Origin of the sequence: Streptomyces sp. NPDC002935 (genome assembly GCF_040611295.1) — a bacterium.
Taxonomy (GTDB): domain Bacteria; phylum Actinomycetota; class Actinomycetes; order Streptomycetales; family Streptomycetaceae; genus Streptomyces.
Window position 1 is genome coordinate 263579 of record NZ_JBEXNW010000006.1, and the last position, 25320, is coordinate 288898.

Genomic DNA, 25320 nt, shown 5'->3' on the forward strand with positions numbered 1-25320 from the left:
CAGACCGGTACGTATCGTGCTGCGACTGTCTGTGGAACCGATGCTGGCGCAGGCCCGTGACCGTCTACCCGCGCCGGGAGCCCTGCCCGGCGGGCTGGTCTTCCACCGCCTCGAACAGGGCCGCCCCCTTCTTCGAGGCCGTGCTGACCACCCTCGCCCCCGCCCTGCTGGCCCGCAGTGCACCGGATGCTGGAGGTCCTGGGCGAGGTCACCGGCCTTCGTCGTCAACCACCGCCCGGACGTGATCGGCACCAACCGGCTCGCCTGCACCCTGATCACCGACTTCGACGAGGTGTAGGAGTCGGGGCTGACCCCGGCCAGCAGGGCGACCTCCTCGCAGCGCAGTCCGGGAACACGGCGGGCGCCTGGCCGGCGGGCAGCCCGGCCGGTCGATTGCGCGCTGTGGGATCTGTTCCTCGAACCGATGGTGCCGCTTCCACGGGCTGGGGACGACCGACGGCTTACGGGGCGTCACTAAGCCAGTTCAACGACAAGCGAATCATCCATTCGAGTTATGCAATCAACGGCCCACTGGATACCGCTGGGCTGAGAGGGAACGTGCCGCTACCCATGGCTGGTCCGAGAGGCGTTCAAGGTCCTCGCGAGAGATACTGGCAGTGACTACTCTGCGACCTTCAGCGACGTGGGTCGCTCCAGCGTCCGCCAAAAGCACGAGATGCTGCTCGGTGGGAGCCTCCATGCGTCGGCACCGTGGCCACAGTGGGACGAGGCCCTGGCCCAATGGCGGCGCGATGTGCATCTGCCCGAGCGGGTGTACCTGAGCGAGGCCGACCAGTGCATGGCCATGGATCTGGCGGAACCCTCACACCGGGCCCTGCTGCGCACCCACCTGGACCGCGACGGCAAGGTGACGCTGCACCCCGCACCGCAACCCCAGGACCTGGGCTGGACCAGCGGCCGCGCCCACGAAGTCGTCATCCCCTTGGCGGCCGCAGACCAGGCCATCGCCCCCGTCTGGGCGCCGGGCCACGTCGTCAGCCGCGAGCACGGCCACCTGCCCGGCTGCGGCAACCGCATCTACCTCCAGCTCCACGGGTACCGAGACCGGCAGAACCCGGTCCTGACCCGGCACCTGCCGACCCTGCTGGAGGAACTGGGCGACCCCCAATGGTGGTTCGTCCGCTACCGAGACCCCGGCGACCACCTTCGCCTCCGCCTGTCCTGCGGGCCCGGCACACTCGGCTCCGCCGTCGAGCAGATCGGCGAGTGGACCCGGCAGCTCCGGCGCAGAGGACTGATCACGCACGCCAGCGTGGAGACGTACCACCCGGAGACCGCGCGGTTCGTCGGCCCCGTTGCGATCGACGCGGCCGAGCAGTATTTCGCCGCGGACTCCGCCGTCGCCCTGGCCCAACTCGCCACCCAGGTCGGGAAGAACGCACCGGACGCCCGCGCGATGACCGCCGCGAGCATGGTGGACATCGTCACCGGCCTGCTCGGCGACGCCACCGCGGCGATGCACTGGCTCATCGCGCACGCCCGCACCGACCAGGCCGCTCCGCCCCGCGCCGTCTACCGCCACGCCGTCGACCTGGTGAACGGCGCCCCTTCGGGCCTGGACGAGCGTGTCACCACGGTCTGGTCTGCCCGCCGCTTGGCGCTGGCCGCCTACTGTCGCGCGCTCAAGGACGCGGCCACGGACCCTCACGATTTGCTGCCGGATCTGCTGCACCTCCACCACGTCCGGATGTGCGGGCCGGGACTGGCCGAGGAACGCACGCACCTGCACCTGGCGAGAGCTGCTGCCTTGAGCTGGACGGCACGAGCAAGGAGAACAGCGTGACGACGACAGTCCCCGCCCCCGCCGCCCTGTCGACCGCCGACCAGTTGGCCCGCGCGCTGGCCGACCCGAGCACCGTGTGGTCCGGCGGCCGGCCCGACGGCGGTCGGGCCTGGCCGCAGTCGCTTGCCGGAGGAGCCTCGGGTATCGCCCTGCTCCACATCGAGCGAGCCCGGACCGGCCAGGGCGACTGGGGCACCGCCCACACCTGGCTGGCCACGGCTCTGCGCGGCGAAGTGAGCGCAGCGGCCAACGCGAGTCTGTACTTCGGTCCGAGCGGCCAGCGCGTCGAGCCGGTACCTGCGCGTCCTGGAACGCCTGGACACGGCGACCTGCACCGTCACCCGGAACCGCTTGGCCCAGGCCCACCAGCGCATCGACCGCGCCGAGCAGCCTCCGATGGAAGAGTTCGACCTGATCCGGGGGTTGTCCGGGCTGAGCGCCCACCACCTGAGTCGCCATCCGCACCTCGAGATCACCCGGGACGCCCTGGCCTACCTGGTACGCCTGACCGAGTCCCTGCCCGATCCGGCGCTGCTGCTGCCGCCGTGGTGGATGAACGTCGCGCCCACCGGTGCACCCCACGCCGATTACCCCGGCGGACACGGGAACTTCGGGCTCTCCCACGGCATCGGCTCAGCCCTATCCGTACTGTCCCTGGCTCTGCTGCGCGACCTGGCCGTGCCCGGCACGGTCGACGCGGTCGAACGGATCTGCGCCTGGACCGACCAATGGCGTCAAGGCGACGAGAGCGCCCCTTGGTGGCCGGGCTATATCTCGATGCAGCAGGCGACCGACAACCACATCCATTCCGACCTTCGTCCCCGCCCCTCCTGGTGCTACGGAGTCAGTGGCACCGCCCGCGCCCAGCAGCTGGCCGGACTCGCCCTCCGAGATCCGGTGCGCGTGCAAGCCGCCGAGAACGCGATCCTCGCGACCCTGCGCGACCCTCTTCAACTGGACAAGCTCCCCGAGATCGGACTGTGCCACGGCTTGGCCGGACTGCTGCATGCCGCGTGGCGGATGACCACCGAAACGGGCAACTCCGAGATCACTGCGGAGCTGCCACGCCTGGCCGACCGTCTGATCACCGCGCTCGACCTGGACGACCACGATCCGGAACTCCTCGACGGAGCAGCCGGAGCAGCCCTCGCCCTCCACACCCTCGGCACGGACACCGCGCCCGCACCGCACTGGGACACCTTCCTCACCCTGGCGTGAACATCACGGAGACCCACCCATGAACTCACCTACCTGGTGCCAGGCCAACGTGGCATTCCCGGACTGGGAACGCGCCGAGCCGATCGCCTTGGCCCGACTCGCCCCGCTCCTACGCGCCGCGGAAGACGAAGGCGCCCTCGCCGCCTGGTTCATCATCCGCAAGCGCCCTTGCTGGCACGTGCGTTACTTGCCCGTCGTCGACGGGCAAGACCGCATCGGTCACGGGCTCGATGCGCTGATCGCCGAAGGGGACATCACAGCTTGGACGGAGATCATCTACGAACCCGAGGTCCACGCCTTCGGCGGCGCCGAGGCCATGGCATCCGCGCACCGCTTCTTCCACCGCGACAGCCGCAGCATCATCGACGTTCTCCAGAGCGACGCTGGCGGACACCGCCGTGAGACGTCCCTCTTGCTGTGCAGCCTCCTGATGCGCTCAGCCGGACTGGACTGGTACGAGCAGGGAGACGTCTGGGCACGCGTCGGTCTCCACCGCGCGCTGCCCCCCGACGTCGAGCGGGAAAGCCGCGACCGACTGCAATCCGCAGTGCACCGGCTGATCAGGGTGAGCGGAGAAGACCTGATGCGCACGGGCGGGCCGATGGCCCACTTCGCCGAATGGGCACGCGCCTACGCCGACGCCGGACGAGAACTGGCCCACCTCACGGATTCCGGGCAGCTTCACCGCGGCCTGCGTGACGTCCTGGCCCACCACATCATCTTCGCCTGGAACCGGATCGGCCTGCCCTACGCCACGCAGGCCAGCCTCGCGGCCGCCGCGAAGACAGTCATCTTCGGCCCCGACCCCACCACCGAGAGGAGCGCCGCGGACCGTGTGGAAACTCCCTGACGCCACAGCCCGGCGCTTCCCGCTCATCGCTCGCCCCCGCCCCGCCTGCCTACCCCTGCCCCAGCGCGTGCACGCTCTGGCCGAACTCGCTGACACCGCGGCGAAGCTGGGCGACCCGAGCATGGCCTCCACGGTACAACCAGGCCGCGTTGATCGCCTCAGACATCGGAGACCCGGACACCGCGCGCGCGATCTGCCACCAGCATGCCGCTGCCTATCTGTACGCCGCGCCCTTGCCCGGCAAAGCCGCGATCCGGGCCCTCGAACCCACCGTCAACCTTGCGCGCCTCCAACTCCGCGCCGGACAGCACGCCGACGGCCGCCAACGCCTCCTGACACTGTTCGACGCTGTCAGCACCGAGTCCCCGGCTCAGGTCGAGGACATCGCCGTACCAGCCGCCCTCACCGCGACCGCCGATGACCGCCAAGAGGTCCGCGCCTGGCTGTGGGGGGTCCTCCTCGCCGACGGGACACGTGCCCTGACCGCTGCCGGCCGCTGGACCGAAGCACTCGCCCATGTCGAGGCACACCGCGGCGTCGGACAGCGCATGTTCGACGGCCGCCAAGTCGCCGTCCTCGCCGCCCTCACCACGGGAAACACACTCGGCGCCAACAACCTGTTGGCCGCCACGCAGTCCGGGGAACCCTGGGAGCAAGCCGTCACGGAATGCCTGACCGTCCTGTGTCGCCGGGCAGCGGGCCTGCCGTGGTGGGACCGCCTGCAGAACCTGGTGACCACCTACCTCGAACGACCAGACGAGGACGGTATGACCGTCTTCAACACGCGGTTCGGACTTGCGTTGCTGGATGTGGTCGCTTTGCCCGAGGACCCGGCTGCGCGTCTGGTGGCCGCGGAGCTGCACCGCCGGACGATCAAGGCAACCGATGGCTACGCCGCCCGCGAGACCCTGGCGCACCCCTTGTTCATCACCCTCGCCACCGATCAGGAGGCACAGGACTGCCGTGCTCTCCTCCACGCCTGCGTACTCGGAGCCGGATCGTTCCCGACCGAGTTGCATGACCAACTCGCCAAGGCACTGCGTACGAGCGACCACACGATCCGGAAGAACGTTGCCCATTTGGCACGGGCTTGCACAACTGGGCAAGAATGATCTTGATCATGGGTGGTGCCCAGCCGTCGCCACGAGCCGGTCACGCCCTGGAAACCTCATTCGGCACAGGCTTTTCAGGCGTCGGCGATTCGGTCAATCCTCGCCACCCGAGGGCGGCCCCGTCACGGCGGCCATGCGTTCGACCCTTTGCGTTTCAAGGGCCCCAGCGCGTCCGGAATCGAGAGCGTTCGAAAGCTGAGCAGTTTCTCCCGTGCAGTCTCCAATTCCACTGGCGTTCACTGCCGGAACCACACCCAGAGTCCCCAGGCCGGCCCCGGGAATACCGCAAGGGCGGCACCAGACCGGTTACCTGCCCAGCGGTGTCCAAATCACGCATCAATGCTGCCGCACCGATTGCGATCATTCCTGCGCCAAGCCCCAGCATTCCGGCGCTAAGCCAGATCTGTCGCCCGCTCATCCCCCGCATGCCCTCACGATGGCCCGACGAGGCCGCGGTGTCCCCCATTTGCACGAGCCCTATGTCGCCCGGGGTGACGCCGGGATGGAACCCTGCTGGTTATGGCGGAGGCGGCTCAGCGCGGTGTCCGTTCTGCGTCACTATGGGCCTGCGGCGGCGACGCTCGACCAGGTGGCGGCGGAGAGGCATTCCGGGCCCGGCGCTACTCAGCAGGCGAAGGAGTGGGACGTGCAGGAACTGGCAATCATCGAGGCACCGTCCGTGCTGGGGCTGTGGCCATCCGGCGTCCAGGACCTCCCAGCGGCTCTGCTCGATGCCGGTCTGCTTGTCCACCCTGGGGCGGTGTGGGCCAGCCGGGTCGAAGCGCCGGCGTACAACCCGATGCGAGACGCTGACACCAGCATCCTCAACCCCGTCGGCATCGCGCAGTACTCCGTCAAACTGGCCGACGCGGTCGGCAGCGTCCTCGACGCTGGCCGCTTTCCCGTAGTCCTCGGCGGCGACTGCAGCATTCTGCTCGGCAACCTCCTCGCCCTGCGCCGCCGTGGACGCTACGGCCTGCTGTTCCTCGACGGCCACACCGACTTCTACCAGCCGTCGGCGGAGCCGGCTGGCGAGGCGGCCTCGATGGAACTCGCCCTGGCCACGGGCCGCGGCCCTCGGCTGCTTACCGACCTCGAAGGCCGCAGGCCCCTGCTCCAGGACGAGGATGTCGTCGCCTTCGGCTTCCGCGACTCTGCCGAGTCCGCCCAGGCTGGGATGCAGCCTCTACCGCCACAGCTTCATGCGATCGACCTCGACGGTGTGCGTGCGGCCGGCGCCGCCTCGGCAGCACGCCACGCGGTCGGCCTGCTCACAGGCGGTGAGAGCGCCGGGTATTGGGTTCACCTCGACGTCGACGTCCTGGATGACGCGTTGATGCCTGCCGTCGACTACCGCATCCCCGGAGGGCTGACCTGGCCGGAACTAGAGAGCGTGCTTCGGACAGCACTGGCCGGCGAACAAGCCGTCGGCCTTGATGTCACGATCTTCAACCCCCATCTCGACCCCGAAGGGAGGATCGCAGCCCGCCTCACCGAGTGCCTGCGTCGAGGGCTGTCAGCGCGGACCGACCATAAGAGATGAGCCAGAGCCCCGCGCCGCCCCCAGGCTCACCTATCAGCGTGACGCCATCGGGCAGTTCGGTTCGATGGGGAGCGCGCGAGGACGAATCCGTCCTGTCGGCTGACGCGGCTACGCTCGACGTATGAGCATTCCTGCTGAAGGGCTGACCCTGGGGGCCGTCAGCGACCTGATCAAACGCAAGATCCTCACCGACACCGTACGCATCAGCAGGGACGGCGAACCGGTCTTCAACCCGGACACGGGCCAGTACGAGCCCGGCCCGCCCGTCATCATCTACCTCTGATCTTGCGAGAGTGCCCCGGCCTTCAGGCCGGGGTGAATCGCATCTCTGGAATGCTCTGACCTCAGCCGTGGGCATGGATCCGCACTGCTGCCCGCGCCCATGGCTGCCTGTGCTCAGTAGTCCGGGCGCTTCTGTTGCGCGATGTAGTCCTTGACCGCCTGGAGTGGTGCGCCGCCGCATGAGCCCGCGAAGTACGAGGGTGACCAGAACCGGCCGTGCATGATGGCCCGGTTCACCCGGCCGGTGAACTCCGCTCGCAGCCGGCGGGAGGAGACGCCCTTGAGGCTGTTCACCAGGCCGGCCAGGGCGACCTTGGGCGGGTAGTGCACGAGCAGGTGGACGTGGTCCGTTTCGCCGTTGAACTCCTTCAGCTCCGCGCCGAAGTCCTCGCACACCTTGCGCATCACCTCTTCGCAGCGCGTCAGCATCTCCTCATCGAGGACGCCGCGCCGATACTTCGTGACGAACACCAAGTGCGCATGCAGGTTGAAGACGACTGCTCGACCCCTGCGGATATGGGGATTTGGATCCCATCGTGGCGACATAGGCCAAGGGTAAAGTGACCGCTATGCAGCTTCGGTACAGCTTCCGCCTGTACCCGAGTGCCGGTCAGCGTGCCGCGTTGGCGCGGGCGTTCGGGTGTGCGCGGGTCGTCTTCAACGACGCGCTCCGCGTCCGCGAGGAAGCCCGCGCGGCGGGGCTGGCGTTCGTCACCTCGGCGGAGCTGTCCAAGAACCTCACCGCCGCGAAGAAGACGCCGGAGCGGGCCTGGCTCGGCGAGGTCTCGGCGGTGATCCTCCAGCAGTCCCTCCGGGACCTGGACGCCGCGTACCGGAACTTCTTCGACGGCCTCAAGGGCAAACGCCCCAAGACGGGCGCGCCACGCTTCAAGTCGAAGCGGGACAACCGGCAGTCGCTCCGGTTCACCGCGAACGCGGCCTGGCGGATCACGGTCGGCGGGAAGCTGCGGCTGCCGAAGATCGGCGACGTTCCCGTGCGCTGGTCCCGGGTGCTGCCCTCGGCCCCGTCGACCGTGACGGTCGTCAAGGACTCGGCCAACCGGTACTTCGCGAGCTTCGTCGTCGAAACGGGCGCCTGCGAGGTCCTGCCACTGACGACGCCCGAAGTGGGCATCGACCTTGGGCTGACGCATTTCGCGGTCCTCTCCGACGGCCGGAAGATCGACAGCCCGCGCTTCCTGCGCCGCGCGGAGAAGAAGCTCAAGCGGGAACAGCAGCGTCTGTCCCGCAAGACCAAGGGCTCCAGCAACCGGACCGAGGCCCGCATCAAGGTCGCCCGCGCACACGCCCGGGCGGCCGACGCACGCCGCGAGTTCCACCACCAGCTCTCCACCCAGCTGATCCGCGAGAACCAAGCGGTCGCCGTGGAGGACCTGGCGGTGAAGGGACTTGCCCGCACCCGCCTGGCCAAGTCCGTCCACGACGCCGGATGGTCGGCGTTCGTGAGCATGCTGGAGTACAAGGCCGCCCGGTACGGGCGCACCTTCCACCGGATCGGCCGGTTCGAGCCGACCTCCCAGGTGTGCTCCGTGTGCGGTGTGAAGGACGGCCCCAAGCCCCTCAACGTCCGCATGTGGACATGTGGGGCGTGCGGGGCCGTCCTGGACCGGGACATCAACGCGGCGGTCAACGTCGCCAAGGCCGCCGGACTGGCGGCAACAGCCTGTCGAGCGCAGGTAAGACGGGCACCCGTGCCCGCACAGCGCAGCGAAGCAGGAACCCACCCGAAGCAACCCACACGCCCTGTGCGGGAGCAGGCGGGAATCCCCGGCCTTTAGGCCCGGGAGGATGTCAATGGGCGGGGGAGTGACGGTTCCGGTGGTCCCGCGCGATCTGCCCATCCGGGCGGGGTCGCCGCTTCGGTGCCGGCTGCCCGTGGCCCGCGCCGAGGCAGCTTCCTGGGGGCAGTTCTCGTCTTGGTTCGACGTCGCCAACGCATACCTTCGGCGCCCCGCAACGCGGCGGCAGCGCCCGCCGGGCGCACCCACGGACCAGTACACGGATGATCGCGGCGAAGAGACCGCCTCATCATCGATGTTCGCGACTCGGCTCCTGCGGACGCACCCGCGCCGACGGCAGCAACGGCTTCGCGATCTCCTACACCCCTTCCGGGAGGGTCCAGCCCTACCACCGACTCCCCATGCCCGGCCCAACCACCACCTGACCGTGCAGGACGCGGGCTTCACCCGTACCGCCGGACGTACCGTCGTGTGGCCGTACGAACGCTCGCGCCGCTGCTGTGCAAGTACGGGATGGGACCGCCACCCCGGCGGGCTCGGACAGGAGGTTCCATGGAACCCGACGAGGATCTGCTGGTTCGCGCCGCGCGTGAGCCGTCAGCCTTCGAACCCCTGGTCGACCGGCATTCCGTCGCCCTGCACGGGTATCTCGTACGCCGTGCGCCGACGGCCGCCGACGACCTGCTCTCCGAGGTGTGGCTGCAGGCCTACGCCACCCGTCACACCTACGACGTAACGCGAGGCCCCGCCAGAGGCTGGCTGTTCGGCGTCGCGAGGAACGTACTGGCCCGCCACTGGCAGACCGTGTCCCGGGCGACCGGTGGCCCGAAGCCCCCGTTGGAGACCTCGGACGACGACCCGTGGCAGGCGGTCGACCAGCGCCTGGACGCCACCGCGATGGGGTCGGAACTGCGCAGACGGCTCGCCGAACTTCCCGAGTCGGAGCGCGAGTTGCTCCTGCTCGTGGCCTGGGAGCAGTTGACGCCGACCGAGGCCGCGGCCGTCGTCGGCATACCGCCCGGCACCGCCCGCTCCCGTCTGCACCGGGCCCGCAACCGGCTGCGCGACGGACTCTCCGGCACCAACCTCACGAAACTGACGGGAGACTTCGCATGACGCACGAGGACCACCACACCCGAGTGCTCGACTTCCCGGGCGCGACCGCTCTCAAGGACGCCGGCTTGGCCGAACCGCCGGACCCTGCCGTACTGGCGACGGCCCGCTCGCTCGTCCGCAGGGCAATCGCGGCGGACACCGAGGCCGACGTTGCGGCCACCGCCACAACCACCACCGTGGTGGTGCGCCGCTTCGGCAGGCGCAGGCTTCTCGCCTGCGCCGCCGCGGTCGCAGCCGTCGCGGCGGGTGCGGCCGTCCTCCCGGTCGTCGGCATCGGCGGTGAGCCGGCGGACAGTGCCTCCGCGGCCGAGCTGTTCAACACCATGGCCGACCGAGCCGCTTCCGGCAGCGACCGGAACGCCCCGTACTGGAAAACCACCGTGAAGACTTGGGTGGAAGGCGAGAAAGCCCACACCGACGACAACTTCCTGAGCCGCGACAAGCTCGTCATCAAGACCCAGAACGGCAGGACCGTCACCAAGAACGCTCCGTCAGGAGGCACCAGTTGGAGTGTCGGCAACCGGCAGGTCAGCTGGGACAACCTCGACAAGCTCCCCACCCGGCCGGACGCACTGCGCCGCGTTCTGTCCGCCGGCGCCGAGGGACCCGCCGCAGCCGAGCAGACGGTCCGGCAGTCGGGCGAGCTGCTGACCGGTTCCCCCGCCTCCCCGCAACTGCGCGCCGCGCTCTTCCGGGTACTGGCGGGTACCCCCGGTGCCGAGGTGACGGAAGGTGTGAAGGACGGAGCCGGCCGGATCGGCACCGAGATCTCCTGGAAATGGTCCAAGGAGTTGCTGCACAGCCCCCACAGTCCGAACTGGATCGTAAGGCCGTCCGACGGGCGGCTCCTTGAGCGAAACCATGCGCAGGAAGGCGACGCGGACCACATCACGCAGCGAGACACGTACCTGTACGCCGGGCCGGCCGACAGGATTCGCTGAGCCGTCGACAGTGGGAACCGCAGGGTCGCCACCGGCGGTTCCCGCAGCGGTCAAGAGACGTTCGGCGTGCGAGGCGCCGCTTGCGCGACCGTCTGGAGGCGGCGTGTCCATCAAGAAGGCATACGCGCGACGTCCTCGGCCGGCGTGCTGGGTCTGCCGGGACGTGCGCTACTATTGATCTTGAGTTGATCGGTGGAAGTCACGCCGGTTCGCGATGCGTCGGTGGTCCAAGGAAAGACGTCCCGCTTCCTGCGGGGAGATGCAGGTGCAAGGCCTGCTCGGCGCTCTGTGAAGACCCTGCCCCTTCTCTTATACGGGCAGGGTCATTTTTTTTGGGTGTATGGACCCGATGTGGGTTGCCCGGGTGGTCAACGCCTGTGCCTGTGGTGGTGGCTCGGTGGGTCCTCCGACGTGCGGCACCCACCCGAAGGGGCACCGTTCAATGGACGCAGAACTCGTTGCCCTCAGGGTCCTGCATCAAGACGGAGACAGAACCTGAGCCTTCCGAGTCCACGATGCGCAGCCGGGAGGCGCCCGCGCTTTCCAACCGCTCCATCTCGGCAAGGACTCGCTCCTTGCGAGTGGCGAACGGGACGCTACGCCCTCCACTCACGCCCAGGTCAAGGTGGAGCCGGTTCTTGACCACCTTCGACTCGGGTACCTGCTGGAACCAGATCCGCGGTCCGGCGCCCTGCGGATCGATGACGGAGTCGCTGCAGTCGCCTGTGCCCAACTCCTCCTCGGGCACGCCCTGGTCCAGCCAGTACGTGCGCCAGGTGGCGAACGGTGCAGGCGGCGGCTCGATCTCGTAACCCAGTGCAGCGGCCCAGAACGCTGCGAGCCGCTCGGGCTCAGTACAGTCGATGGTCATCTGGAGCTTGGGTTTGGTGGTCACCAGCCGACTGTATCGGCCGTAACAGTGGCGGCGAACGCGGAGGAGTAGGTGCAACGCCGAGCTGCCCCTGGAGGCTTGGCATGATCAACGGGTCAGTTTTGAAGTCGGGTTGGAGTCGTCGATGGACGGGACCGAGTCAGGGCATGCCGCGCGTGTGTCCGCCTACGCGGCCGTGGGAGCACGACTGTCCCTGTTCAGTGACCGTCAGCTTGAGGGCGCGGTGGCCGCCGCGCCGAGTCTCGGGTCCGGTATCGGCGGTCGGTCGGCGGAGATGGAAGTCGAGGGGCTACGGGTCTTCGTCAAGCGAGTCCCGCTGACGGACGTCGAGTTGCAGCCGGAGCATGTGCGATCGACCGGCAACCTGTTCGGCCTTCCCACCTTCTACCAGTACGGAGCCGGCTCGGCGGGATTCGGCGCCTGGCGCGAGCTGGCCGCGCACATGATGACCACGGGCTGGGTGCTGAGGAACGAGTACGCGGGCTTCCCACTGCTCTATCACTGGCGGGTTCTGCCGGACAGCGCCCCCGCAGGCTTCGTCGACGGGCTCGGGGGTGTTGAGGGTGCCGTCGCGCATTGGGAGGGCTCGCCGGCCGTGCGCCGCAGACTGGAGGCCATCGGAAGGTCCTCCTTCAGCCTCGTGCTCTTCCTGGAACATGTGCCCCAGACGCTCGCAGCCTGGCTCGGCAGCGTCCGTGACGCGGCCCCGCCGGACCCGGGCGGCGAATCGCCCTATCTGTGGATCGAGGATGAGCTGCGGCGGGGTACGGAGTTCATGAGTGGGCGCGGACTGGTGCACTTCGACACGCACTTCGCCAACCTGCTCACGGACGGCCGGCGGGTGTGCTTCGCGGACTTCGGACTCGCGTCGAGCCGCGACTTCGAACTCTCGGCGCAAGAGCGCGCCTTCCTCACCGATCACCTTGCGTACGACCGCTCGTACGCCCCGAACCACCTCCTGCGCCATCATCTCCCCGAGGATGTGCGCAGTGGCTCCGAGTACGGAGCCTTCCTGCGCGCATGGATCGAAGGCAGCCGACCCGTCGGCGTTCCGCCCGACATCGGCGCGATCATCGACCGGCACGCCCCGCACGCCATGGTCCTGGACGACTTTCACCATCGGCTGCTGACGCAGAGCAAGCGCACTCCCTTCCCCGCGGTTGAGGTCGAGCGCGCTCTCGCCACTGCCTCAGGGGTAGGCGACTGAGAGCCCGTTGCTCCGCTCTGTTCAGCCGACCCCGGCGCGTTCAGCCCGTGCTTCGTTAGGGGCGAGGCGGCGACGTGAGCGTCGCGGCTGCTGGGAGGGCGACCTGGTCGTCGGCGTCCGCGCCAGGCCTCCGGCGCCACGCTCGTCGATCGCCGCACCCTCCGCTGCCTGTCCACCGGCGCCGCGATGTCACAGACGGCACGGCTGTCTCGTCCCAGGTCTCGGAGACGAACTTCGGACGCGGGAAGGTGATGGACATGCGGGTGTTCGTGGCGGGCGGGACCGGGGTCCTGGGGCGGCGGCTGGTGCCGCGGCTCGTGGATCGCGGCCACCAGGTGACGGCCACGACGACGAGCGCGGCCAAACTCGACTCGGTGGAGCGATCGGGTGCCGAGCCGATCGTGATGGACGGACTGGACGCGGTGTCCGTCGGCGAAGCCGTGGCGGCCGCCCGACCGGACGTGATCGTGCACCAGATGACCGGGATTTCCATGGCGCACGCCGGTAAGCCCGACCTGAAGCACTTCGACCGGTGTTCCGTCCCCACCGTCCGGCTGCGCACCGAGGGGACGGACCACCTGTTGGCCGCGGCCGAGGCGACCGGCGTGACTCAAGCTCGGACACATGGGCCCGGTGGCGGACGCCTGGGCGGTCCTGCGTGAAACACAGCAGCTTTGTTCGCGCGCGGACTGAACCGAGGCGCTCCAGGTCCGGGGTGGCCCCTGACCGCTCGGGGAAACAGCGGCGGACGGCAACGACTTGCCGCGCCCCCATCAGGAACCAAGTAGCGACGGATCCAGCGCGCAAGAACCCAGAACCCCAATCCAACCCAGAACCGGAATCAAACCGGAACCAGTTGCGAGTACCAGCACAGGAGAATCGGACATGGTCAGGATCGGCATCATCATCGGCAGCACCCGCCCCGGCCGCAACGGCGAACAAGTGGCCCAATGGGTACGGGACTTGGCGGCCGAACACGCCGACGACGCCGCGGACTTCGAGCTCGTAGACCTGAAGGACTACGCGTTGCCGCTGCTCGACGAGCCCGTGCCGGCGCGCACGGCGCCGGGGCGGCAGCCGCACACCCGCCGATGGGCCGAGCGGATCGGCTCGTTGGACGCCTTCATCGTCGTCACGCCCGAATACAACACCGCACCGCCCGCCGCTCTGACCAACGCCATCGACTACCTCTACGAGGAATGGGGCGGCAAGCCGGTCGGCTACGTCGGCTACGGGATCTTCGGCGCGGTCATGGCGGTGCAGAAGCTGCGCGCGCAGGCGGGCCCGTTGCGGATGGCGGACATCGGGCCGCAGGTGGCGCTGTCGCTGCGCGAGGACTTCGTGGCCTTTGCGGACTTCCGGCCGCAGGAACCGCACGTGGCGCAGGTGCAGGGGCTGGTCGACGAGCTGTTGGCGTGGGCGCGGGCGCTCGGCCCACTGCGCGCGGCTTCCCGGGCCGCCGCCTGAGGTCTTCCGGGAAGAACGAGCAACTGCGTTCAGGACTCGGCCCCGGCCGGCTACGTGCGCATGCCGGGGCCGAAGTGCTCGTGGTCAGGGTCGGGTCGTCGCGCCCAGAGCCAGGCCGAAGCGCGCCTTGACCGCCGGGTGGCCCAAGTCCTCGGGGTTGAAGAGGATGGATCCTGTTCCGGTGGGCCCGTCGGGCGAGCCGGGGATGACGCTGACCGCACCGGTGCCGAGGTACTTGCCCGGAACGCCGACGGTGAGGTCGGCGGCGCCGTCCGCGTCGTAGTCGCCCGCAGCCACCGCCGCGCCGAAGAGGTCGTTGCCCTCGCTCGCGCCGGTCACGCCGGGCGTGGCCAGGGTGATGGTTCGCGCGTGCGCCGCGTCCAGGCCGGCCACCGAGCCCGGCACGACCGTGACCGCGCCCGCGTTGTTGAAGCCGTCGGGGTCGGTAGCGCCCGTATCGGAGGTGACCAGATCGGCGTGGCCGTCGCCGTCGAGGTCGGCGAGGACCGCGGCGCGGCCGGGCTGCGCCGGGCCGCCGTAGGCGACGCCCGCGCCGAGGCCCGCGGCGGTGCCCGGGAACATCCGGAGCAGGAAGTCGTCCGGGCCGTCCGAGAATCCGGTGTCCACGACGATGTCGTCCCTGCCGTGGGCGGTGACGTCACCGGCGACGATGCTGTATCCCGCGAAGGGCAGCCCGGTCTTGCCCAGTGTCTTGCCGGTGAGGCCCTGCGCAGAGCCGGCGAGGACACCGAGGGTGCCCTCGTCCGCCGCGTCGTCGAAGTAGGCGACCGTGGCGAGGTCCGTGTACCCGTCGCCGTTCACGTCGGCGGCAGCGATCTGTCCGGTGCCGGCACCGCCGCCGGGCGGGGTGAAGGACTTCATGGCGGGCTTCGCCGTGTCGCGGAGCTTGGCAGCGCCCTTCACCACCTGCACCTTCGTGCCGGCCGCGACCGCGATGTCGTCGCGGCCGTCGTGGTCGAAGTCGCCGACGGCGAGCTTGTTGCCGAAGGCCTGACGGGCCGTCGGAGTGGGCGCGTGGAAAGCGATCGCGTCGCCGCTCACCCCGCCCTTCGCGCCGAAGACGACGGTGACCGAACCGGCGCCCTTGACGGAGCCGATCGCCTCGCCGCCCGCGCCGATGACGAGGTCCGCGTACCCGTCGCCGTCCACGTCCCCGACGGCCACCGCGGAGCCGAATCGGTCACCCGCCTCAGGGGTACCGGGGATACCTGCCGTGCGCTGGGTGATGCCCTTGTGCCGGGAGGTGCGTACGCCCTGCGCCGTGCCGTACACCACCGAGACGTAGCCGGCCTTCGCGAACCCGGCGATCGTCCCCTCCGGCGAGCCGACCGCGAGGTCGCCGAAACCGTCACCGTCGAGATCACCGGCCCGGGCGGCGGGCGACCCGCTGCCGGGCGCCGCATGCGCGGGCATCACGACCAAGGCCGCGCCCGTTACCGCCATCGCCGTCGCACACGCCGCGAGGATCCGTCGCCGTCCCATGCTGCTCACACTCCTGTGTCGTCCTCTTGCGGTCACGCCGCTACGCGTACGGTCCGCGCGGTATGGGCCGTACCGCCACCACAGCAGACCCGTGAGACACATGAACGGTTGCCCATGGTGGCATGGAGAAAATATGAATGCCGGGCGATGCCGTGGGGTGTGGGCCTCCGTCGGCCCGGCTGGCTTTGCTGCCACGCAAGTGCTTCCAGAGAGAGAAGCGAACGCCTGTGTGATGATCATGGGGTGGACGATCTACGCTTTCGCCTGGCCGCCGACGCCGACCTTGTCGCCGTCGTGCAACTCCGTGACGACGCCGCACGCTGGATGAACTCCCGGGGCATCAAGGGACAGTGGCAGCCTGGCGAACTCGGTGAGGACCACTTCCGCCGGATCATGGAGAACGGGGAAGTCTGGATCGCGGAGGCCGACGGACGTGTGCTCGGGGCCTGGGAACTGTGGTGGGAGGACCAGGACGCCTGGGGCCCTCAACCGCGGACTGCCGGTTACGTCCACCGTCTGATGGTGGATCACGCCAACGCCGCCCCGGGCGTGGGACGGAGGCTTCTGCGAGCCGCGGAATGCCGGGTGGCGGAAGCGGGCCACGCCCTGGCCCGCCTCGACTGCTTGGCGGACAACGCCCGTCTGACCGCCTATTACCTCGACGCCGGATACCACGTCGTGGGCCACAAGACGGGGAAGCCGCAGCCGGGTGGCACGACCAAGTCGTTCACCCTCCTGGAAAAGCCCGTGCAGTACGGCAGTTAGTGCCGCGTCAGACACCGCTTCGCCCAGTCGGCCACCTCGCGTATCCGTTCGTCGGAGGCACGCAGGCACCGCCAGGTGTCATCGAGGCAGCGATCTTCTGTGCTGCTGTCCGGGCCGCACGGGCGTACGGGACGGGGGGCCGGTCGCGGCGAGCGCCACGGCCAGTATCACGATTCCCCATGCACGGTTGGTTCGTTCAAGGCCGAGTGGGGCTCCCGTGGCCGAGGGTCCAAGCCTCGATGTCGCGGTAGTGGATGGGTCCGCTGCTACGGCCGAAGTTGCTGCCGACCAGGTGCAGACGTTCGGTGGACCACCGCTGGCCGGTGAATTCGGCAAACCCTTGGGCGATTTCTGCCGCCGACGATCGGTCTCCTCGACGGGCGCGGGCCAATGTCAGATGAGGGCGCAGCGGTCGGTCCTCGAAGGCGACCCCGCAGTTCTTGACGGCGCTACGTACATCGGCCGCGAGTCCCTGCAGCTCGTCGAGGTCTCCGTCGATCCCGCTCCACAGCACGCGGTCGTCGAAGGTGCCGCTCCCGCGCAGTGCCAAGGACAGCGGTCGATGGTCCGCTGCGAGGTCGGCGAGAGGGGGTCTGAGGAGTTGAACGGTCTCGACCGGCAGTTCCCCCAGGAACGCCAGAGTGATGTGCCAGTCTTCTATGCGGTTCCACCGCATGTGAGGGTGAGTGCCGTAGGCGGGACGGAGCTCCCGTGCCAGTTCTTGTTTCGCGTGGTCAGGCGGTGCGAGGGCGATGAACACGCGAACGGTCGCGGGCTGAGTCTGATCGTTCACACCAGACTTCATACCGCACCTGCCACCTGTGCCGGCGCCCTCGCCCCTTCGCCGTAGCAGCGCGGGGCCGGCGGTCCAGAGGACGGCTAAGGCGCCGTCGCGGGCCGCGCTCGGGCGATGGTGTGGTGTCGGCCCGCACGATCGCTGTCCTGGCAAGATGGCGGCATGGAACGTGTGCTTGGAATCGGTGGGTACTTCATGCGGGCTGCCGACCCGGCGGCCCTGGGCGCGTGGTATCGCGATTGTCTGGGCCTGGACGCTGATGAGAACGGCCTGTGGCGTCAGGGAGCCGGGCCTACGGTGTTCGCGACGTTCGAGTCCGAGACCGACTACTTCGGGTCCCGCGCCCAGCAGAGCATGCTCAACTTCCGGGTCCGCGACCTGGATGCGATGCTCGCTCAGTTGCGTGCCAAGGGAGCGGACGTGGCTGAAGAGACGCAGGACATGGAGGGTGTCGGTCGATTCGGCTGGGTCACCGATCCCGAGGGCAACAGGGTCGAGCTGTGGCAGCCCGCCTGACCGCGACGTGCGCAACGGCCTGACCCGTGTCTCTGACCGAACAATCCGGGGTTACCGATCGCGGACGTTGAGATCCGCGACCGGGGCCCCCGCCGCCATGAGTCGGCCGGCCGCTCCCGGCTCGCACCGGCCGTCAGCCCTCCTCGCGCAGGCCCCACGGCGAGCCGTACTCGGTGAGCAGGTCCAGGAAGGGACGGGGCGGCAAGGCCTCCGGGCCGAGGACGCCGCTGGCCGACCACGCTCCACCCGCGACGAGTTCGAGCGCGATGACAGGGTTCACGGCGGTCTGCCACACCACCGCCTGGGATCCGTATTCGCGCATCGACCATTCATTGTCGACCACGTGGTAGAGGTAGACCTCGCGAGCCGAGCCGTCCTTGGTGCCCTTGACCCAGGTGCCCGCACAGGTCTTGCCGGTCATGCGGTCGCCCAGCGTGGCCGGGTCGGGCAGGCAGGCGGCGACCACGTCGCGCGGGGAGACTTCCACGGGCCCGTTCTCCGAGGGGACGGTGACCTTCTTGGTGGCGTCCAGACCCAGGTCATGGAGGGTCTTCAGCTTGGCGATGAAGTCGTCGCCGAGGCCGTACTTGAACGTCACCCGGCGGGCGTCCACCCAGCGGGGGATGAGCAGGACCTCCTCGTGCTCGACGTTGACGCACTCCACCGGGCCGATGCCCTCGGGGAAGTCGAAGACCTCCGGCTCGCTGAAGGGGGCGGTGGTGAACCAGCCGCGATCCTTCTCGTAGACGACCGGGGGATTGAGGCACTCCTCGATGGTCGTCCAGATGCTGAAGGACGGGGCGAAGTCGTAGCCCTCGACCGTCAGGTTGGCGCCGTCGCGGACGCCGATCTCCTCGATCTCGTCGAAGAGTTCGTCGGCTGCGTACCGGGCGAAGACGTCCGAGAGGCCCGGCTCCACCCCCATGCCGACCAGAGCCAGCCGCCCGGAACGCTCCCACGGACCGGCCTGTTCGAACTGTGCGTCGCCGAGCTTGACGCCGCATCGCTCGTACGGGTGGGTGGCATGCGGCGCGGACAGGGACATCGCCATGTCGAGATAGTGCGTACCTGCCGCGCGGGCCGCGTTGAACAGTGGCATGACGAACCGCGGATCGGTCGCGTTGAGCAGGGCGTCGCACTGCTCCTCGGCGAGCGCCTGACGTACCGCGTCCTCGTCGGAGGCGTCCAGGCGCCTCGCGCTGAACCGGTCCCCGTGTTCCTTGAGCGCCGCGACGGCCGCCTCGGCGCGTGCGAGGTCGTAGTCCGCGACGACCATGTGGGTCAGGAAGTCGCGGCGGGCCGCGATCCGGGTGACGGCCGTGCCGACGCCGCCCGCGCCCACGAGAAGTACTCGCATGTCACACACCTTTCGTCGCCGGAGACGGACGCCTCCGGGGCTGGACCGATGCAACGGGATGTCCTGGCTTAAGGTCTACAACGTTGGCATAAGAAAGCGTGCGCGGGGAGCAGAGGAGTCGGCATGGCGAAACAGGTGGTGCCGGAGGCGGCACGGCGCAGGCGCCGGCCGACGAGGCAGGGCACGGTGCTGTCCGAGAAGCTGATCGTGCAGACGGCGTTGCGGATGCTACGTGAGCACGGCAGCGCAGGACTGACGGCACGCAGGCTGGGCGCGGTCCTCGGTGCCGACCCCAGCACCCTCTACCGGTACTTCGCCGGACTGGACGACCTGACCAGGGCCATCGGCGAGGAGCTGATGGGACGGGCGCTGGACACCTGGACAGCCACCGGAGACTGGCGGTCCGACCTGCGGGCCCTCGGCCAGGCCATTCACGCCTCCTACCTCGCCCATCCCCAGGCCGCCGTGCTGACCGCCAGCCGAGTCACCGGCCGGCCACGGGAGATCGCGGTGGACGAGACGATCCTGGGCATCCTGCGCGCCGCGGGCTTCGCGGACGTGGACGCGGTCGTCGTCTACCACGCGTTCATCGACCTCACTCTGGCCTTCGCCGCCCTGGACGCCGGGTCGCTGGCACTGACGGGCGAGGCCCGCGCGGCGGACGAGGAGATGTGGCACTCCACCTACGCCGAACTGCCCGCCGAAACCCACCCGCACATTGCGGCCGTCGCGCGGCTCCTGGCCGGACGGATGACACACAGCGCCTACCCCGTCGTCCTCGACACGCTCCTGAACAGCGCGGCAGAGCAGCTTGCCTGGGCACGCGCGCGGCAGTATCCGCACACCGCAAGTACACGTAAACGCTGAGTCGTGAGCTCTTATGCCAACGCCTATGGTCCCATCCGGCCAGCCGATGTGCGGGCGGCGAGATCGCGGAGTCACCTGGCGCGGTCGAGCCCGCTCGGCGCATCGGATGCAGCGGGGGGAATGGGCGGCAGGCCCGCGGCGAGACCCGGCAGCAGTACGGGCTCCAGTCGGACCCGTTCCTGGCCGGCGAGATACCGCACCAGCTCCGGCGGCCTGTAGCCCGGGTTCCGGTCGTAGCGCTCCTTGGCTGGTACCGCCAGGAACTCGTTGCCGTCGAGCTCGCTCTTGTCGTTCGCGGCCTCTCCCAGGGGCCGGTGCAGAGGCTTGGCGAGGCGGAACAGTCCCGTCCGTGAGGAATGGAGGTCGCCCGAACTGTCCGGCCGTATGCGGAAGTCGATGCTCTCGTCCGGCTTCATCTCACTCGGTCCGGCCTCACTGAGCGCATCGGCATCAAACTCCAGACCGAATCTGCGGGCCTGGTCGACCATCCAGAGCAGGGGGATGTCGGACAGCCCTGTTTCCATGTATCCGCCACCGGCATCGCAGTGCACCCCGGCGAACCAGACCTGCTTCAGTTCCTGTCCCCGCTCGAGGGCGCCGGGCTGCTGGTGCCACAGAGTCGGCCGGAACACCGAGCGCTGCTCGTCGATGGCGAGTGCGTGGAAGGCCCCCTTGACCCAGCGGCTCAGGTCGGTGTTGTGGAACGCCCAACGGTGGTTGAACCAGTTCGCTGCCGGCTGGAGCCAAGGGGCGTCCGGGACCGGGACGCCCAGGGCACCGACCGTGTCCCACACGCCGATGAAGTGAATCTCCGTTTCGCGCGCATATGAGCGGCGGAACAAGGTGGCGGCCGCACCGCTCGGTTGCTCGATCCGGTCGCGGTACAGGGCCCAGGCCTCCCGGATCCGGTCGGCGTGGTCGCGGCGCACGATGCCACAATTGCGCACCAGCCCCGCCAGACTGCGCGCGGTGAACGCGCCCCGGCTGAAGCCGAACAGGAACAGCTCGTCGTCGGGCTCGTACGTCTCGACGAGGAAGCGGTAGGCATCGACGACGTTCCGGGACAGGCCGAAGCCGAACGCGCCGCCGCGCAGACGCTCGCGCCGCATGGCGCCGACGCCGCTGTGGTAGTAGACGTGCTGTTCCTTCCCGGCAACGGACCCCGGGCGCACAGACAGAGCCACCTTGGCGACATTGGTCTTGCTTGGCTGGTCGGCGAAGTTCCACGTGCCGTCGCAGCAGATGATCAGACGCTTGGCCATGACATCCCTCTTCGCGAGAGCGCGGAGCGGCGTTTAGCACTACACCCATGCTTGCACCACTCGGTGGGTCGTGCCACGCGACTACCGGCAGCGGGAATTGGGCGTCGGGGCCACGTCCAGAGGCCCTGGACCGCCGGCGAGCGCGGCCAGGGCAACAACGTGGACGGTCCGCCTGTCGCCGAAGGCACCTTGACCGCCTTCGGCAAGGGATGAGGCGGCGCGTTTCACGGCGGCCCAGCGCGGTGTCACCGTGAGCTGCGCCCGTCCGCGGGGATGCTCGGGCATCCCCGGTTGGTTGAGGGATCAAGGGGTGGGGAGTCGGGTGTCGGGGTGCGCGTGCGGCTGTCTCGGCTCAGCCGAAATCGGGAATCGGGTGGTCCGGGGCGAGGGCTGCGGCGATTCGCTGGGTGATCGTCTGCGCGGTGTGGCCGTCGGGAGTGCTGGGACCCTTGGTGGTCGAGACTGCGATGGCCAGGCGCTCGCCGGGAAGGTACGCCTGGGCGGCGGTGTAGCCGAAGAACAGCGGGTGTTGGGAGACCCAGTCGTTCAGGACGAGCAGGCCCATGCCGTAGTGGGTGGCTTCGGTGTTCGCGATGCACACCGTTGCCGGGCAGGTTTTGGTCGGGTGGCCCAGGCCCACCGTCCCGGGGTTCACAGCTCTTGGTAGGCGGACGGGGAGAGCAGTTCGCCCGAGCCGATGCCGGAGGCGGAGCGGGCCAGGTCGCAGATGTCGGTGGTCTGCACCGCCCCGGGGGCGGTGGTCCATGAGGGGTTCCAGAAGGAGGACTCCTCGTAGGTTCCGCGGTCGGCCGTGAAGGCGTGCAGGACGGGTGCAGGAATGTCGGGTGTGGAGCTGTTGCTGGTCTCGCGCGGGCCGAGCCGGACCCATGACCTTTCGCCGGAGCAGGACGTCGAGCGGGGTCCCGGTGATCTTCTCCAGCGCGGCACCGAGGAGGACGAAGTTGGCGTGCGAATAACTCCAGTTGGTGCCCGGCTCGTACCACAGCGGCTTGCTGGTCGAGAGGGCCACCAGTTCCTCAGCCGTCCACTGGCGGAACGGTCCGCGTAGATGCTGTCGGAGAAGCCGGGAGAGGTGACGTAGTCGACGAGCCCGGAGGTGGAGGCGCCGAGCATGCGCAGGGTGATCCGGTCTCCCAGGCCGTGCGGAAGGTCGGGCAGCCAGCGCCCGACGGGGTCGTCGAGGCCGACCTTCCCCTCGTCGACCAGGCGCAGGAGCGCCGTGCCCATGTAGCTGATCGCCACGTTGCCGTTCCGGAAGTGCATGGCGGGGTCGGCCGGTACCCCCGTCATCGACTCACCGAGTGCGGTGGTGATGACCTCTCGGCCGTCGACGGTGACCCGCAGGATGACGGACTTGAGGTCGAGTTCCTTCTTGGCCTGCTCCGCGATCCGACGGATGTCACGCGCCGGGCCGCGGTCGGGCAGCCGGGAACTGGCGCAGGGTCGGCGGTCGCTGCCATTGCTCGGCGCGCCGTTGGCAGCCATGACGGGGGTGCTGAAGGCGATCAGGGCGGTGACCGCGGTCAGGCGCAGCAGAGAAATCGGGCGGATGGTCGCATGTCCCGCAGTATCGGCTCGTAGCCCCCGGACGCCGGCCCGGCGGCCTCACGACCCGCAAGAACATCACCTATCTGTCCAGAAGCAGGTGTCGCTGTTCAGGTCGGCAGGGAGGCGAGCCAGCCGGTCAGGATCTCGTTGACCTCCTCGTGGCGCTCCTGCTGGATCCAGTGGCCGCAGCCGTCGAGGATGGACGAGGAGACCAGACCGGGCAGAGTGGCGGGGTAGGCCTGGATCGCCTCGGCCATCCATGTGGTGGAGGCGTCCAGCGCCCCGCCGAGGAACAATGACGGCTGGGTGATGGGCTTGCCGTTGAAGTCGGCGAGGTCCTCCCAGTCCCGGTCCATGTTCCTGTAGCGGTTGAGCGCTCCGACCGGACCCGTCCGTTCGAACTCCGCTGCGTAGACGTCGAGGTCGTCCTCGCTGAGCCACGCGGGCAGCCGTCCGAAGGGGAACCGGTCGCGCAATGCCCCACCGCGACTGACGAAGTGCGGGTCCAGGGCTCCGGGTGCGGGCATGGTCTCGGCGGAAAACGCGGCGTAGAAGCCCGCGAGCCAGCCGCGGACGTCGGGTTCGATCTCGGCCTCGGCCCGGCCGGGCTCCTGGAAGTAGGAGACGTAGAACTCTTCGTCGCCGCCCAACTGCGCGAAGACCTCGCTGGGCCGCGGGCCACCGGGGGGCGCGTACGGAACGCTGAGCAGTCCGACCGCGCGGAAGACGTCCGGCCTGATGAGGGCGGAGTTCGCGGCGATGGCCGAGCCCCAGTCGTGCCCGACGATCACCGCGGTCTCCTCGCCGAGCGCTTGCACCACGGCCACGTTGTCCTCGATCAGGTCGAGCATCCGGTACGCGGTCGCCTCCTCGGGCTTGGAGGAACGCCCGTAGCCGCGGACGTCCATGGCGACCGCGCGGTATCCGGCCGCGGCCAGCACGGGCAACTGGTGGCGCCAGGAATACCAGGACTCCGGGAACCCGTGCACCAGCAACACCAAGGGCCCAACGCCCTGCTCCACCAGGTGGATCCTGCCGGCGGGAGAGGGGACCTGACGATGTGTGACATCCGTTACCTGGGCGGGCTGCGACATGAGTTCTCCAGGGCTGTCGATCGATCCGCTTGCGCCGCATGCGCCCCCGGCCGGTCTGGGGCCGGCGTGCCTACGACTCAGGCAATGATCATGCGGCAGTCGTGGAGGCCGCCGCGAGTCCTGTTGCCGCTTCGGCAAACGCGTCCAGTCACTCGCCGGCTGATCCCACACCTCGGCGGGGTCCCGCCGGCCGCCGTGCTGGCCCCGGGGATGATCAGCTGGGCGACAGTTCCCAGATCGCCACGTCGAAGATCAGCGGAGTCTTGTGAACGACGCGCTGACCGGGGCGCAGTCCGTAACGGTCCGTCAGCCACCGCAGCCGGCCCGGCGCACAGCGGTGGTCGATGGCGACGCCCTTGGGCGTGCCCGTGGACCCGGAGGTGTAGTAGACGTACGCGACGTCGCCGAGGGCGGTTCCGGCCTCGGCGGGGGTGGCGGGCGGCGGCGCTTCCTCGCGTCCGACCCCCCTTCGCGGCACCGTCAGCCGCTCCAGCAGACCCGTCTCGGTGAGTACGAGGACCAGTCCCGCGTCCTGGGCGATTCCCTCGGTCCGGGCCGTCGGCGCCCGCGGGTCGAGCGGGACGAAGCCGGCACCCGCCTTGAGGACGGCCGGCATGGCCGTGACCATCTCTGCGGACCGCTCCAGGCACACCCCGATCAGGCTGCCCCGCCCGGCGCCGGCCTGACGCAGCCGCCGTGCGAGAGTACGCACCCGAAGTCGTCCACCAGTTGTTCGGCCTGGACGCCGTCCGCACACGGCTCGCGGAACTCGCCGAGTCCGCGCGTACGGAGTGCCTGTCGTTCTCTCCCGGCGGCGCGCAACTGCCGGACACCATGGAGTCCAGCAAGCCACTGGACCAACTCGCGCTGGAGCGGGGCGTCGTGCTGCGCGCGATCTACCAGGACAGCTTCCGCAATGACGCGGCCACCCTGGAGTACGTGCGCTGGCTTGAATCCCTCGGCGGTGAGACCCGCACGGTGCCCGCGCTGCCCATGCTGATGGTCCTGGTGGACCGGGAGGTGGCGCTCGTCCCGATCGATCCGGACGACGGACGCCGGGGCGCGCTGGAACTGCGCAGCTACGGAGTGGTGGCGGCTCTGCACGTACTCTTCGAACGGTTCTGGGCGACCGCCCGGCCCTGGCACGAACTGGATCAGCCGGACGACCGGGGACTCACTCGGCGCGACCGTGAACTGCTCCTGCTGCCGGCCACCGGGCACACGGACGAGAACATCGGCCGCAAGCTCGGCCTGTCCCTGCGGACCGTACGACGCAACGCGTCGGCCCTGATGGAAAGGCTCCATGCGCGCAGCAGATTCGAGGCGGGTGTCCTCGCGGCCCGTGCGGGGTGGCTGTGAGATCCGGGCACTGACGGGCCGTGCGGGGGTTCGGACGATC

The 25320-nt window shown here is 69.3% G+C and carries 25 protein-coding genes and 3 pseudogenes; 17 read left to right on the top strand and 11 right to left on the bottom strand.

Going from position 1 to position 25320, the window contains the following annotated elements:
- Positions 1–16: 16 nt before the first annotated feature.
- The 7 genes and pseudogenes from ABZX90_RS10670 to ABZX90_RS10700 all read left to right on the top strand — a co-directional run bounded on the left by ABZX90_RS10670 (position 17) and on the right by ABZX90_RS10700 (position 6810).
- Positions 17–298, top strand: coding sequence for a hypothetical protein (locus ABZX90_RS10670; RefSeq protein ID WP_355203388.1), 282 nt, complete (start codon positions 17–19; stop codon positions 296–298).
- A 345-nt stretch (positions 299–643) separates the two neighbouring features.
- Positions 644–1804: a thiopeptide-type bacteriocin biosynthesis protein gene (locus tag ABZX90_RS10675; RefSeq protein WP_355203391.1), complete on the top strand. Its 1161-nt coding sequence runs from the start codon at positions 644–646 to the stop codon at positions 1802–1804.
- A gap of 351 nt (positions 1805–2155) precedes the next feature.
- Positions 2156–3022, top strand: a complete 867-nt coding sequence (locus tag ABZX90_RS10680) for a lanthionine synthetase C family protein (RefSeq protein ID WP_355203394.1) — start codon at positions 2156–2158, stop codon at positions 3020–3022.
- A gap of 19 nt (positions 3023–3041) precedes the next feature.
- On the top strand, positions 3042–3872 hold the full coding sequence (locus tag ABZX90_RS10685; RefSeq protein ID WP_355203397.1) for a thiopeptide-type bacteriocin biosynthesis protein: 831 nt from the start codon (positions 3042–3044) through the stop codon (positions 3870–3872).
- Positions 3856–4984 (top strand): annotated as a pseudogene (locus ABZX90_RS10690) (hypothetical protein). The gene ABZX90_RS10685 and the pseudogene ABZX90_RS10690 overlap by 17 nt, the downstream one beginning before the upstream one ends.
- A gap of 646 nt (positions 4985–5630) precedes the next feature.
- Entirely contained in the window at positions 5631–6527 is an 897-nt protein-coding gene (locus tag ABZX90_RS10695; protein WP_355203400.1) for an arginase family protein, read from the top strand.
- A gap of 121 nt (positions 6528–6648) precedes the next feature.
- Complete coding sequence (locus ABZX90_RS10700) at positions 6649–6810, top strand: hypothetical protein (protein ID WP_355203403.1); 162 nt, start codon at positions 6649–6651, stop codon at positions 6808–6810.
- A gap of 113 nt (positions 6811–6923) precedes the next feature.
- On the opposite strand, the gene tnpA is transcribed toward ABZX90_RS10700, so the two are convergent.
- Positions 6924–7355 (bottom strand): IS200/IS605 family transposase, encoded by a 432-nt coding sequence (gene tnpA / locus ABZX90_RS10705; RefSeq protein WP_355203406.1) that lies wholly within the window; start codon positions 7353–7355, stop codon positions 6924–6926.
- A 23-nt stretch (positions 7356–7378) separates the two neighbouring features.
- Between tnpA and ABZX90_RS10710 the strand changes: the two genes are divergently transcribed.
- The 3 genes from ABZX90_RS10710 (at position 7379) to ABZX90_RS10720 (ending at position 10626) form a co-directional block, all read left to right on the top strand.
- Entirely contained in the window at positions 7379–8608 is a 1230-nt protein-coding gene (locus ABZX90_RS10710) for an RNA-guided endonuclease TnpB family protein (protein WP_355203409.1), read from the top strand.
- Positions 8609–9121: 513 nt separating this feature from the next.
- On the top strand, positions 9122–9685 hold the full coding sequence (locus ABZX90_RS10715; RefSeq protein ID WP_351131267.1) for an RNA polymerase sigma factor: 564 nt from the start codon (positions 9122–9124) through the stop codon (positions 9683–9685).
- A complete protein-coding gene (locus ABZX90_RS10720) occupies positions 9682–10626 on the top strand; it encodes a hypothetical protein (protein ID WP_355203413.1) in 945 nt (314 codons plus the stop codon). The genes ABZX90_RS10715 and ABZX90_RS10720 overlap by 4 nt, the downstream gene beginning before the upstream one ends.
- A gap of 439 nt (positions 10627–11065) precedes the next feature.
- Here ABZX90_RS10720 and ABZX90_RS10725 read toward each other — a convergent pair whose 3' ends face one another.
- Positions 11066–11521 carry a VOC family protein gene (locus ABZX90_RS10725; RefSeq protein ID WP_351131270.1) on the bottom strand — a complete coding sequence of 152 codons (456 nt, stop codon included), beginning with the start codon at positions 11519–11521 and terminating at the stop codon, positions 11066–11068.
- 121 nt (positions 11522–11642) lie between these two features.
- Between ABZX90_RS10725 and ABZX90_RS10730 the strand changes: the two genes are divergently transcribed.
- The 3 genes from ABZX90_RS10730 to ABZX90_RS10740 all read left to right on the top strand — a co-directional run bounded on the left by ABZX90_RS10730 (position 11643) and on the right by ABZX90_RS10740 (position 14192).
- The gene (locus tag ABZX90_RS10730) at positions 11643–12725 is read left to right on the top strand and encodes a protein kinase family protein (RefSeq protein WP_355203416.1); all 1083 of its coding nucleotides are present in this window, start codon (positions 11643–11645) and stop codon (positions 12723–12725) included.
- Positions 12726–12982: 257 nt separating this feature from the next.
- Positions 12983–13387: an NAD(P)-dependent oxidoreductase gene (locus ABZX90_RS10735; RefSeq protein WP_355203419.1), complete on the top strand. Its 405-nt coding sequence runs from the start codon at positions 12983–12985 to the stop codon at positions 13385–13387.
- A 223-nt stretch (positions 13388–13610) separates the two neighbouring features.
- The gene (locus ABZX90_RS10740; RefSeq protein WP_355203422.1) at positions 13611–14192 is read left to right on the top strand and encodes an NAD(P)H-dependent oxidoreductase; all 582 of its coding nucleotides are present in this window, start codon (positions 13611–13613) and stop codon (positions 14190–14192) included.
- A gap of 84 nt (positions 14193–14276) precedes the next feature.
- On the opposite strand, the gene ABZX90_RS10745 is transcribed toward ABZX90_RS10740, so the two are convergent.
- Entirely contained in the window at positions 14277–15695 is a 1419-nt protein-coding gene (locus ABZX90_RS10745) for an FG-GAP-like repeat-containing protein (protein ID WP_355203425.1), read from the bottom strand.
- Between the two features lie 243 nt (positions 15696–15938).
- Here ABZX90_RS10745 and ABZX90_RS10750 point away from each other — a divergent pair, with 243 nt between their 5' ends.
- The gene (locus tag ABZX90_RS10750) at positions 15939–16460 is read left to right on the top strand and encodes a GNAT family N-acetyltransferase (protein WP_355203427.1); all 522 of its coding nucleotides are present in this window, start codon (positions 15939–15941) and stop codon (positions 16458–16460) included.
- A 196-nt stretch (positions 16461–16656) separates the two neighbouring features.
- Here the strand turns inward: ABZX90_RS10750 and thpR are convergent, their stop codons facing one another.
- Positions 16657–17253: an RNA 2',3'-cyclic phosphodiesterase gene (gene thpR, locus ABZX90_RS10755; protein ID WP_355203430.1), complete on the bottom strand. Its 597-nt coding sequence runs from the start codon at positions 17251–17253 to the stop codon at positions 16657–16659.
- 165 nt (positions 17254–17418) lie between these two features.
- Here thpR and ABZX90_RS10760 point away from each other — a divergent pair, with 165 nt between their 5' ends.
- Positions 17419–17772, top strand: coding sequence for a VOC family protein (locus ABZX90_RS10760; protein WP_351135014.1), 354 nt, complete (start codon positions 17419–17421; stop codon positions 17770–17772).
- A 133-nt stretch (positions 17773–17905) separates the two neighbouring features.
- Here the strand turns inward: ABZX90_RS10760 and ABZX90_RS10765 are convergent, their stop codons facing one another.
- On the bottom strand, positions 17906–19129 hold the full coding sequence (locus ABZX90_RS10765) for a saccharopine dehydrogenase C-terminal domain-containing protein (RefSeq protein ID WP_351135012.1): 1224 nt from the start codon (positions 19127–19129) through the stop codon (positions 17906–17908).
- A 123-nt stretch (positions 19130–19252) separates the two neighbouring features.
- Here ABZX90_RS10765 and ABZX90_RS10770 point away from each other — a divergent pair, with 123 nt between their 5' ends.
- On the top strand, positions 19253–19996 hold the full coding sequence (locus ABZX90_RS10770) for a TetR/AcrR family transcriptional regulator C-terminal domain-containing protein (RefSeq protein WP_351135010.1): 744 nt from the start codon (positions 19253–19255) through the stop codon (positions 19994–19996).
- Positions 19997–20067: 71 nt separating this feature from the next.
- On the opposite strand, the gene ABZX90_RS10775 is transcribed toward ABZX90_RS10770, so the two are convergent.
- The 6 genes and pseudogenes from ABZX90_RS10775 to ABZX90_RS10800 all read right to left on the bottom strand — a co-directional run bounded on the left by ABZX90_RS10775 (position 20068) and on the right by ABZX90_RS10800 (position 24633).
- Positions 20068–21258, bottom strand: coding sequence for a DUF2235 domain-containing protein (locus ABZX90_RS10775; RefSeq protein ID WP_355203435.1), 1191 nt, complete (start codon positions 21256–21258; stop codon positions 20068–20070).
- Positions 21259–21610: 352 nt separating this feature from the next.
- Positions 21611–21859, bottom strand: a complete 249-nt coding sequence (locus ABZX90_RS10780; protein ID WP_355203625.1) for a hypothetical protein — start codon at positions 21857–21859, stop codon at positions 21611–21613.
- Positions 21860–22189: 330 nt separating this feature from the next.
- Positions 22190–22288: pseudogene (locus ABZX90_RS10785) on the bottom strand (serine hydrolase); the annotation flags it as partial.
- Positions 22289–22329: 41 nt separating this feature from the next.
- Positions 22330–22764, bottom strand: a pseudogene (locus ABZX90_RS10790) (serine hydrolase domain-containing protein); the annotation flags it as partial.
- 170 nt (positions 22765–22934) lie between these two features.
- Positions 22935–23921, bottom strand: coding sequence for an alpha/beta hydrolase (locus ABZX90_RS10795; protein WP_355203438.1), 987 nt, complete (start codon positions 23919–23921; stop codon positions 22935–22937).
- Between the two features lie 214 nt (positions 23922–24135).
- Positions 24136–24633 carry an AMP-binding protein gene (locus tag ABZX90_RS10800; protein ID WP_355203441.1) on the bottom strand — a complete coding sequence of 166 codons (498 nt, stop codon included), beginning with the start codon at positions 24631–24633 and terminating at the stop codon, positions 24136–24138.
- Between ABZX90_RS10800 and ABZX90_RS10805 the strand changes: the two genes are divergently transcribed.
- Entirely contained in the window at positions 24618–25280 is a 663-nt protein-coding gene (locus ABZX90_RS10805) for a helix-turn-helix transcriptional regulator (RefSeq protein ID WP_355203444.1), read from the top strand. The two genes, ABZX90_RS10800 and ABZX90_RS10805, sit on opposite strands and share 16 nt — an antisense overlap.
- Positions 25281–25320 lie beyond the last annotated feature (40 nt).

Coding starts and splice junctions, on each gene's coding strand:
- ABZX90_RS10710 (WP_355203409.1), top strand. CDS start 7,379: ATGCAGCTTCGGTACAGCTTCCGCCTGTACCCGAGTGCCGGTCAGCGT.
- ABZX90_RS10765 (WP_351135012.1), bottom strand. CDS start 19,129: ATGCGAGTACTTCTCGTGGGCGCGGGCGGCGTCGGCACGGCCGTCACC.
- ABZX90_RS10760 (WP_351135014.1), top strand. CDS start 17,419: ATGGAACGTGTGCTTGGAATCGGTGGGTACTTCATGCGGGCTGCCGAC.
- ABZX90_RS10715 (WP_351131267.1), top strand. CDS start 9,122: ATGGAACCCGACGAGGATCTGCTGGTTCGCGCCGCGCGTGAGCCGTCA.
- ABZX90_RS10770 (WP_351135010.1), top strand. CDS start 19,253: ATGGCGAAACAGGTGGTGCCGGAGGCGGCACGGCGCAGGCGCCGGCCG.
- tnpA (WP_355203406.1), bottom strand. CDS start 7,355: ATGTCGCCACGATGGGATCCAAATCCCCATATCCGCAGGGGTCGAGCA.
- ABZX90_RS10700 (WP_355203403.1), top strand. CDS start 6,649: ATGAGCATTCCTGCTGAAGGGCTGACCCTGGGGGCCGTCAGCGACCTG.
- ABZX90_RS10740 (WP_355203422.1), top strand. CDS start 13,611: ATGGTCAGGATCGGCATCATCATCGGCAGCACCCGCCCCGGCCGCAAC.
- ABZX90_RS10795 (WP_355203438.1), bottom strand. CDS start 23,921: ATGTCGCAGCCCGCCCAGGTAACGGATGTCACACATCGTCAGGTCCCC.
- ABZX90_RS10775 (WP_355203435.1), bottom strand. CDS start 21,258: ATGGCCAAGCGTCTGATCATCTGCTGCGACGGCACGTGGAACTTCGCC.
- ABZX90_RS10745 (WP_355203425.1), bottom strand. CDS start 15,695: ATGGGACGGCGACGGATCCTCGCGGCGTGTGCGACGGCGATGGCGGTA.
- ABZX90_RS10735 (WP_355203419.1), top strand. CDS start 12,983: ATGCGGGTGTTCGTGGCGGGCGGGACCGGGGTCCTGGGGCGGCGGCTG.
- ABZX90_RS10685 (WP_355203397.1), top strand. CDS start 3,042: ATGAACTCACCTACCTGGTGCCAGGCCAACGTGGCATTCCCGGACTGG.
- ABZX90_RS10720 (WP_355203413.1), top strand. CDS start 9,682: ATGACGCACGAGGACCACCACACCCGAGTGCTCGACTTCCCGGGCGCG.
- ABZX90_RS10730 (WP_355203416.1), top strand. CDS start 11,643: ATGGACGGGACCGAGTCAGGGCATGCCGCGCGTGTGTCCGCCTACGCG.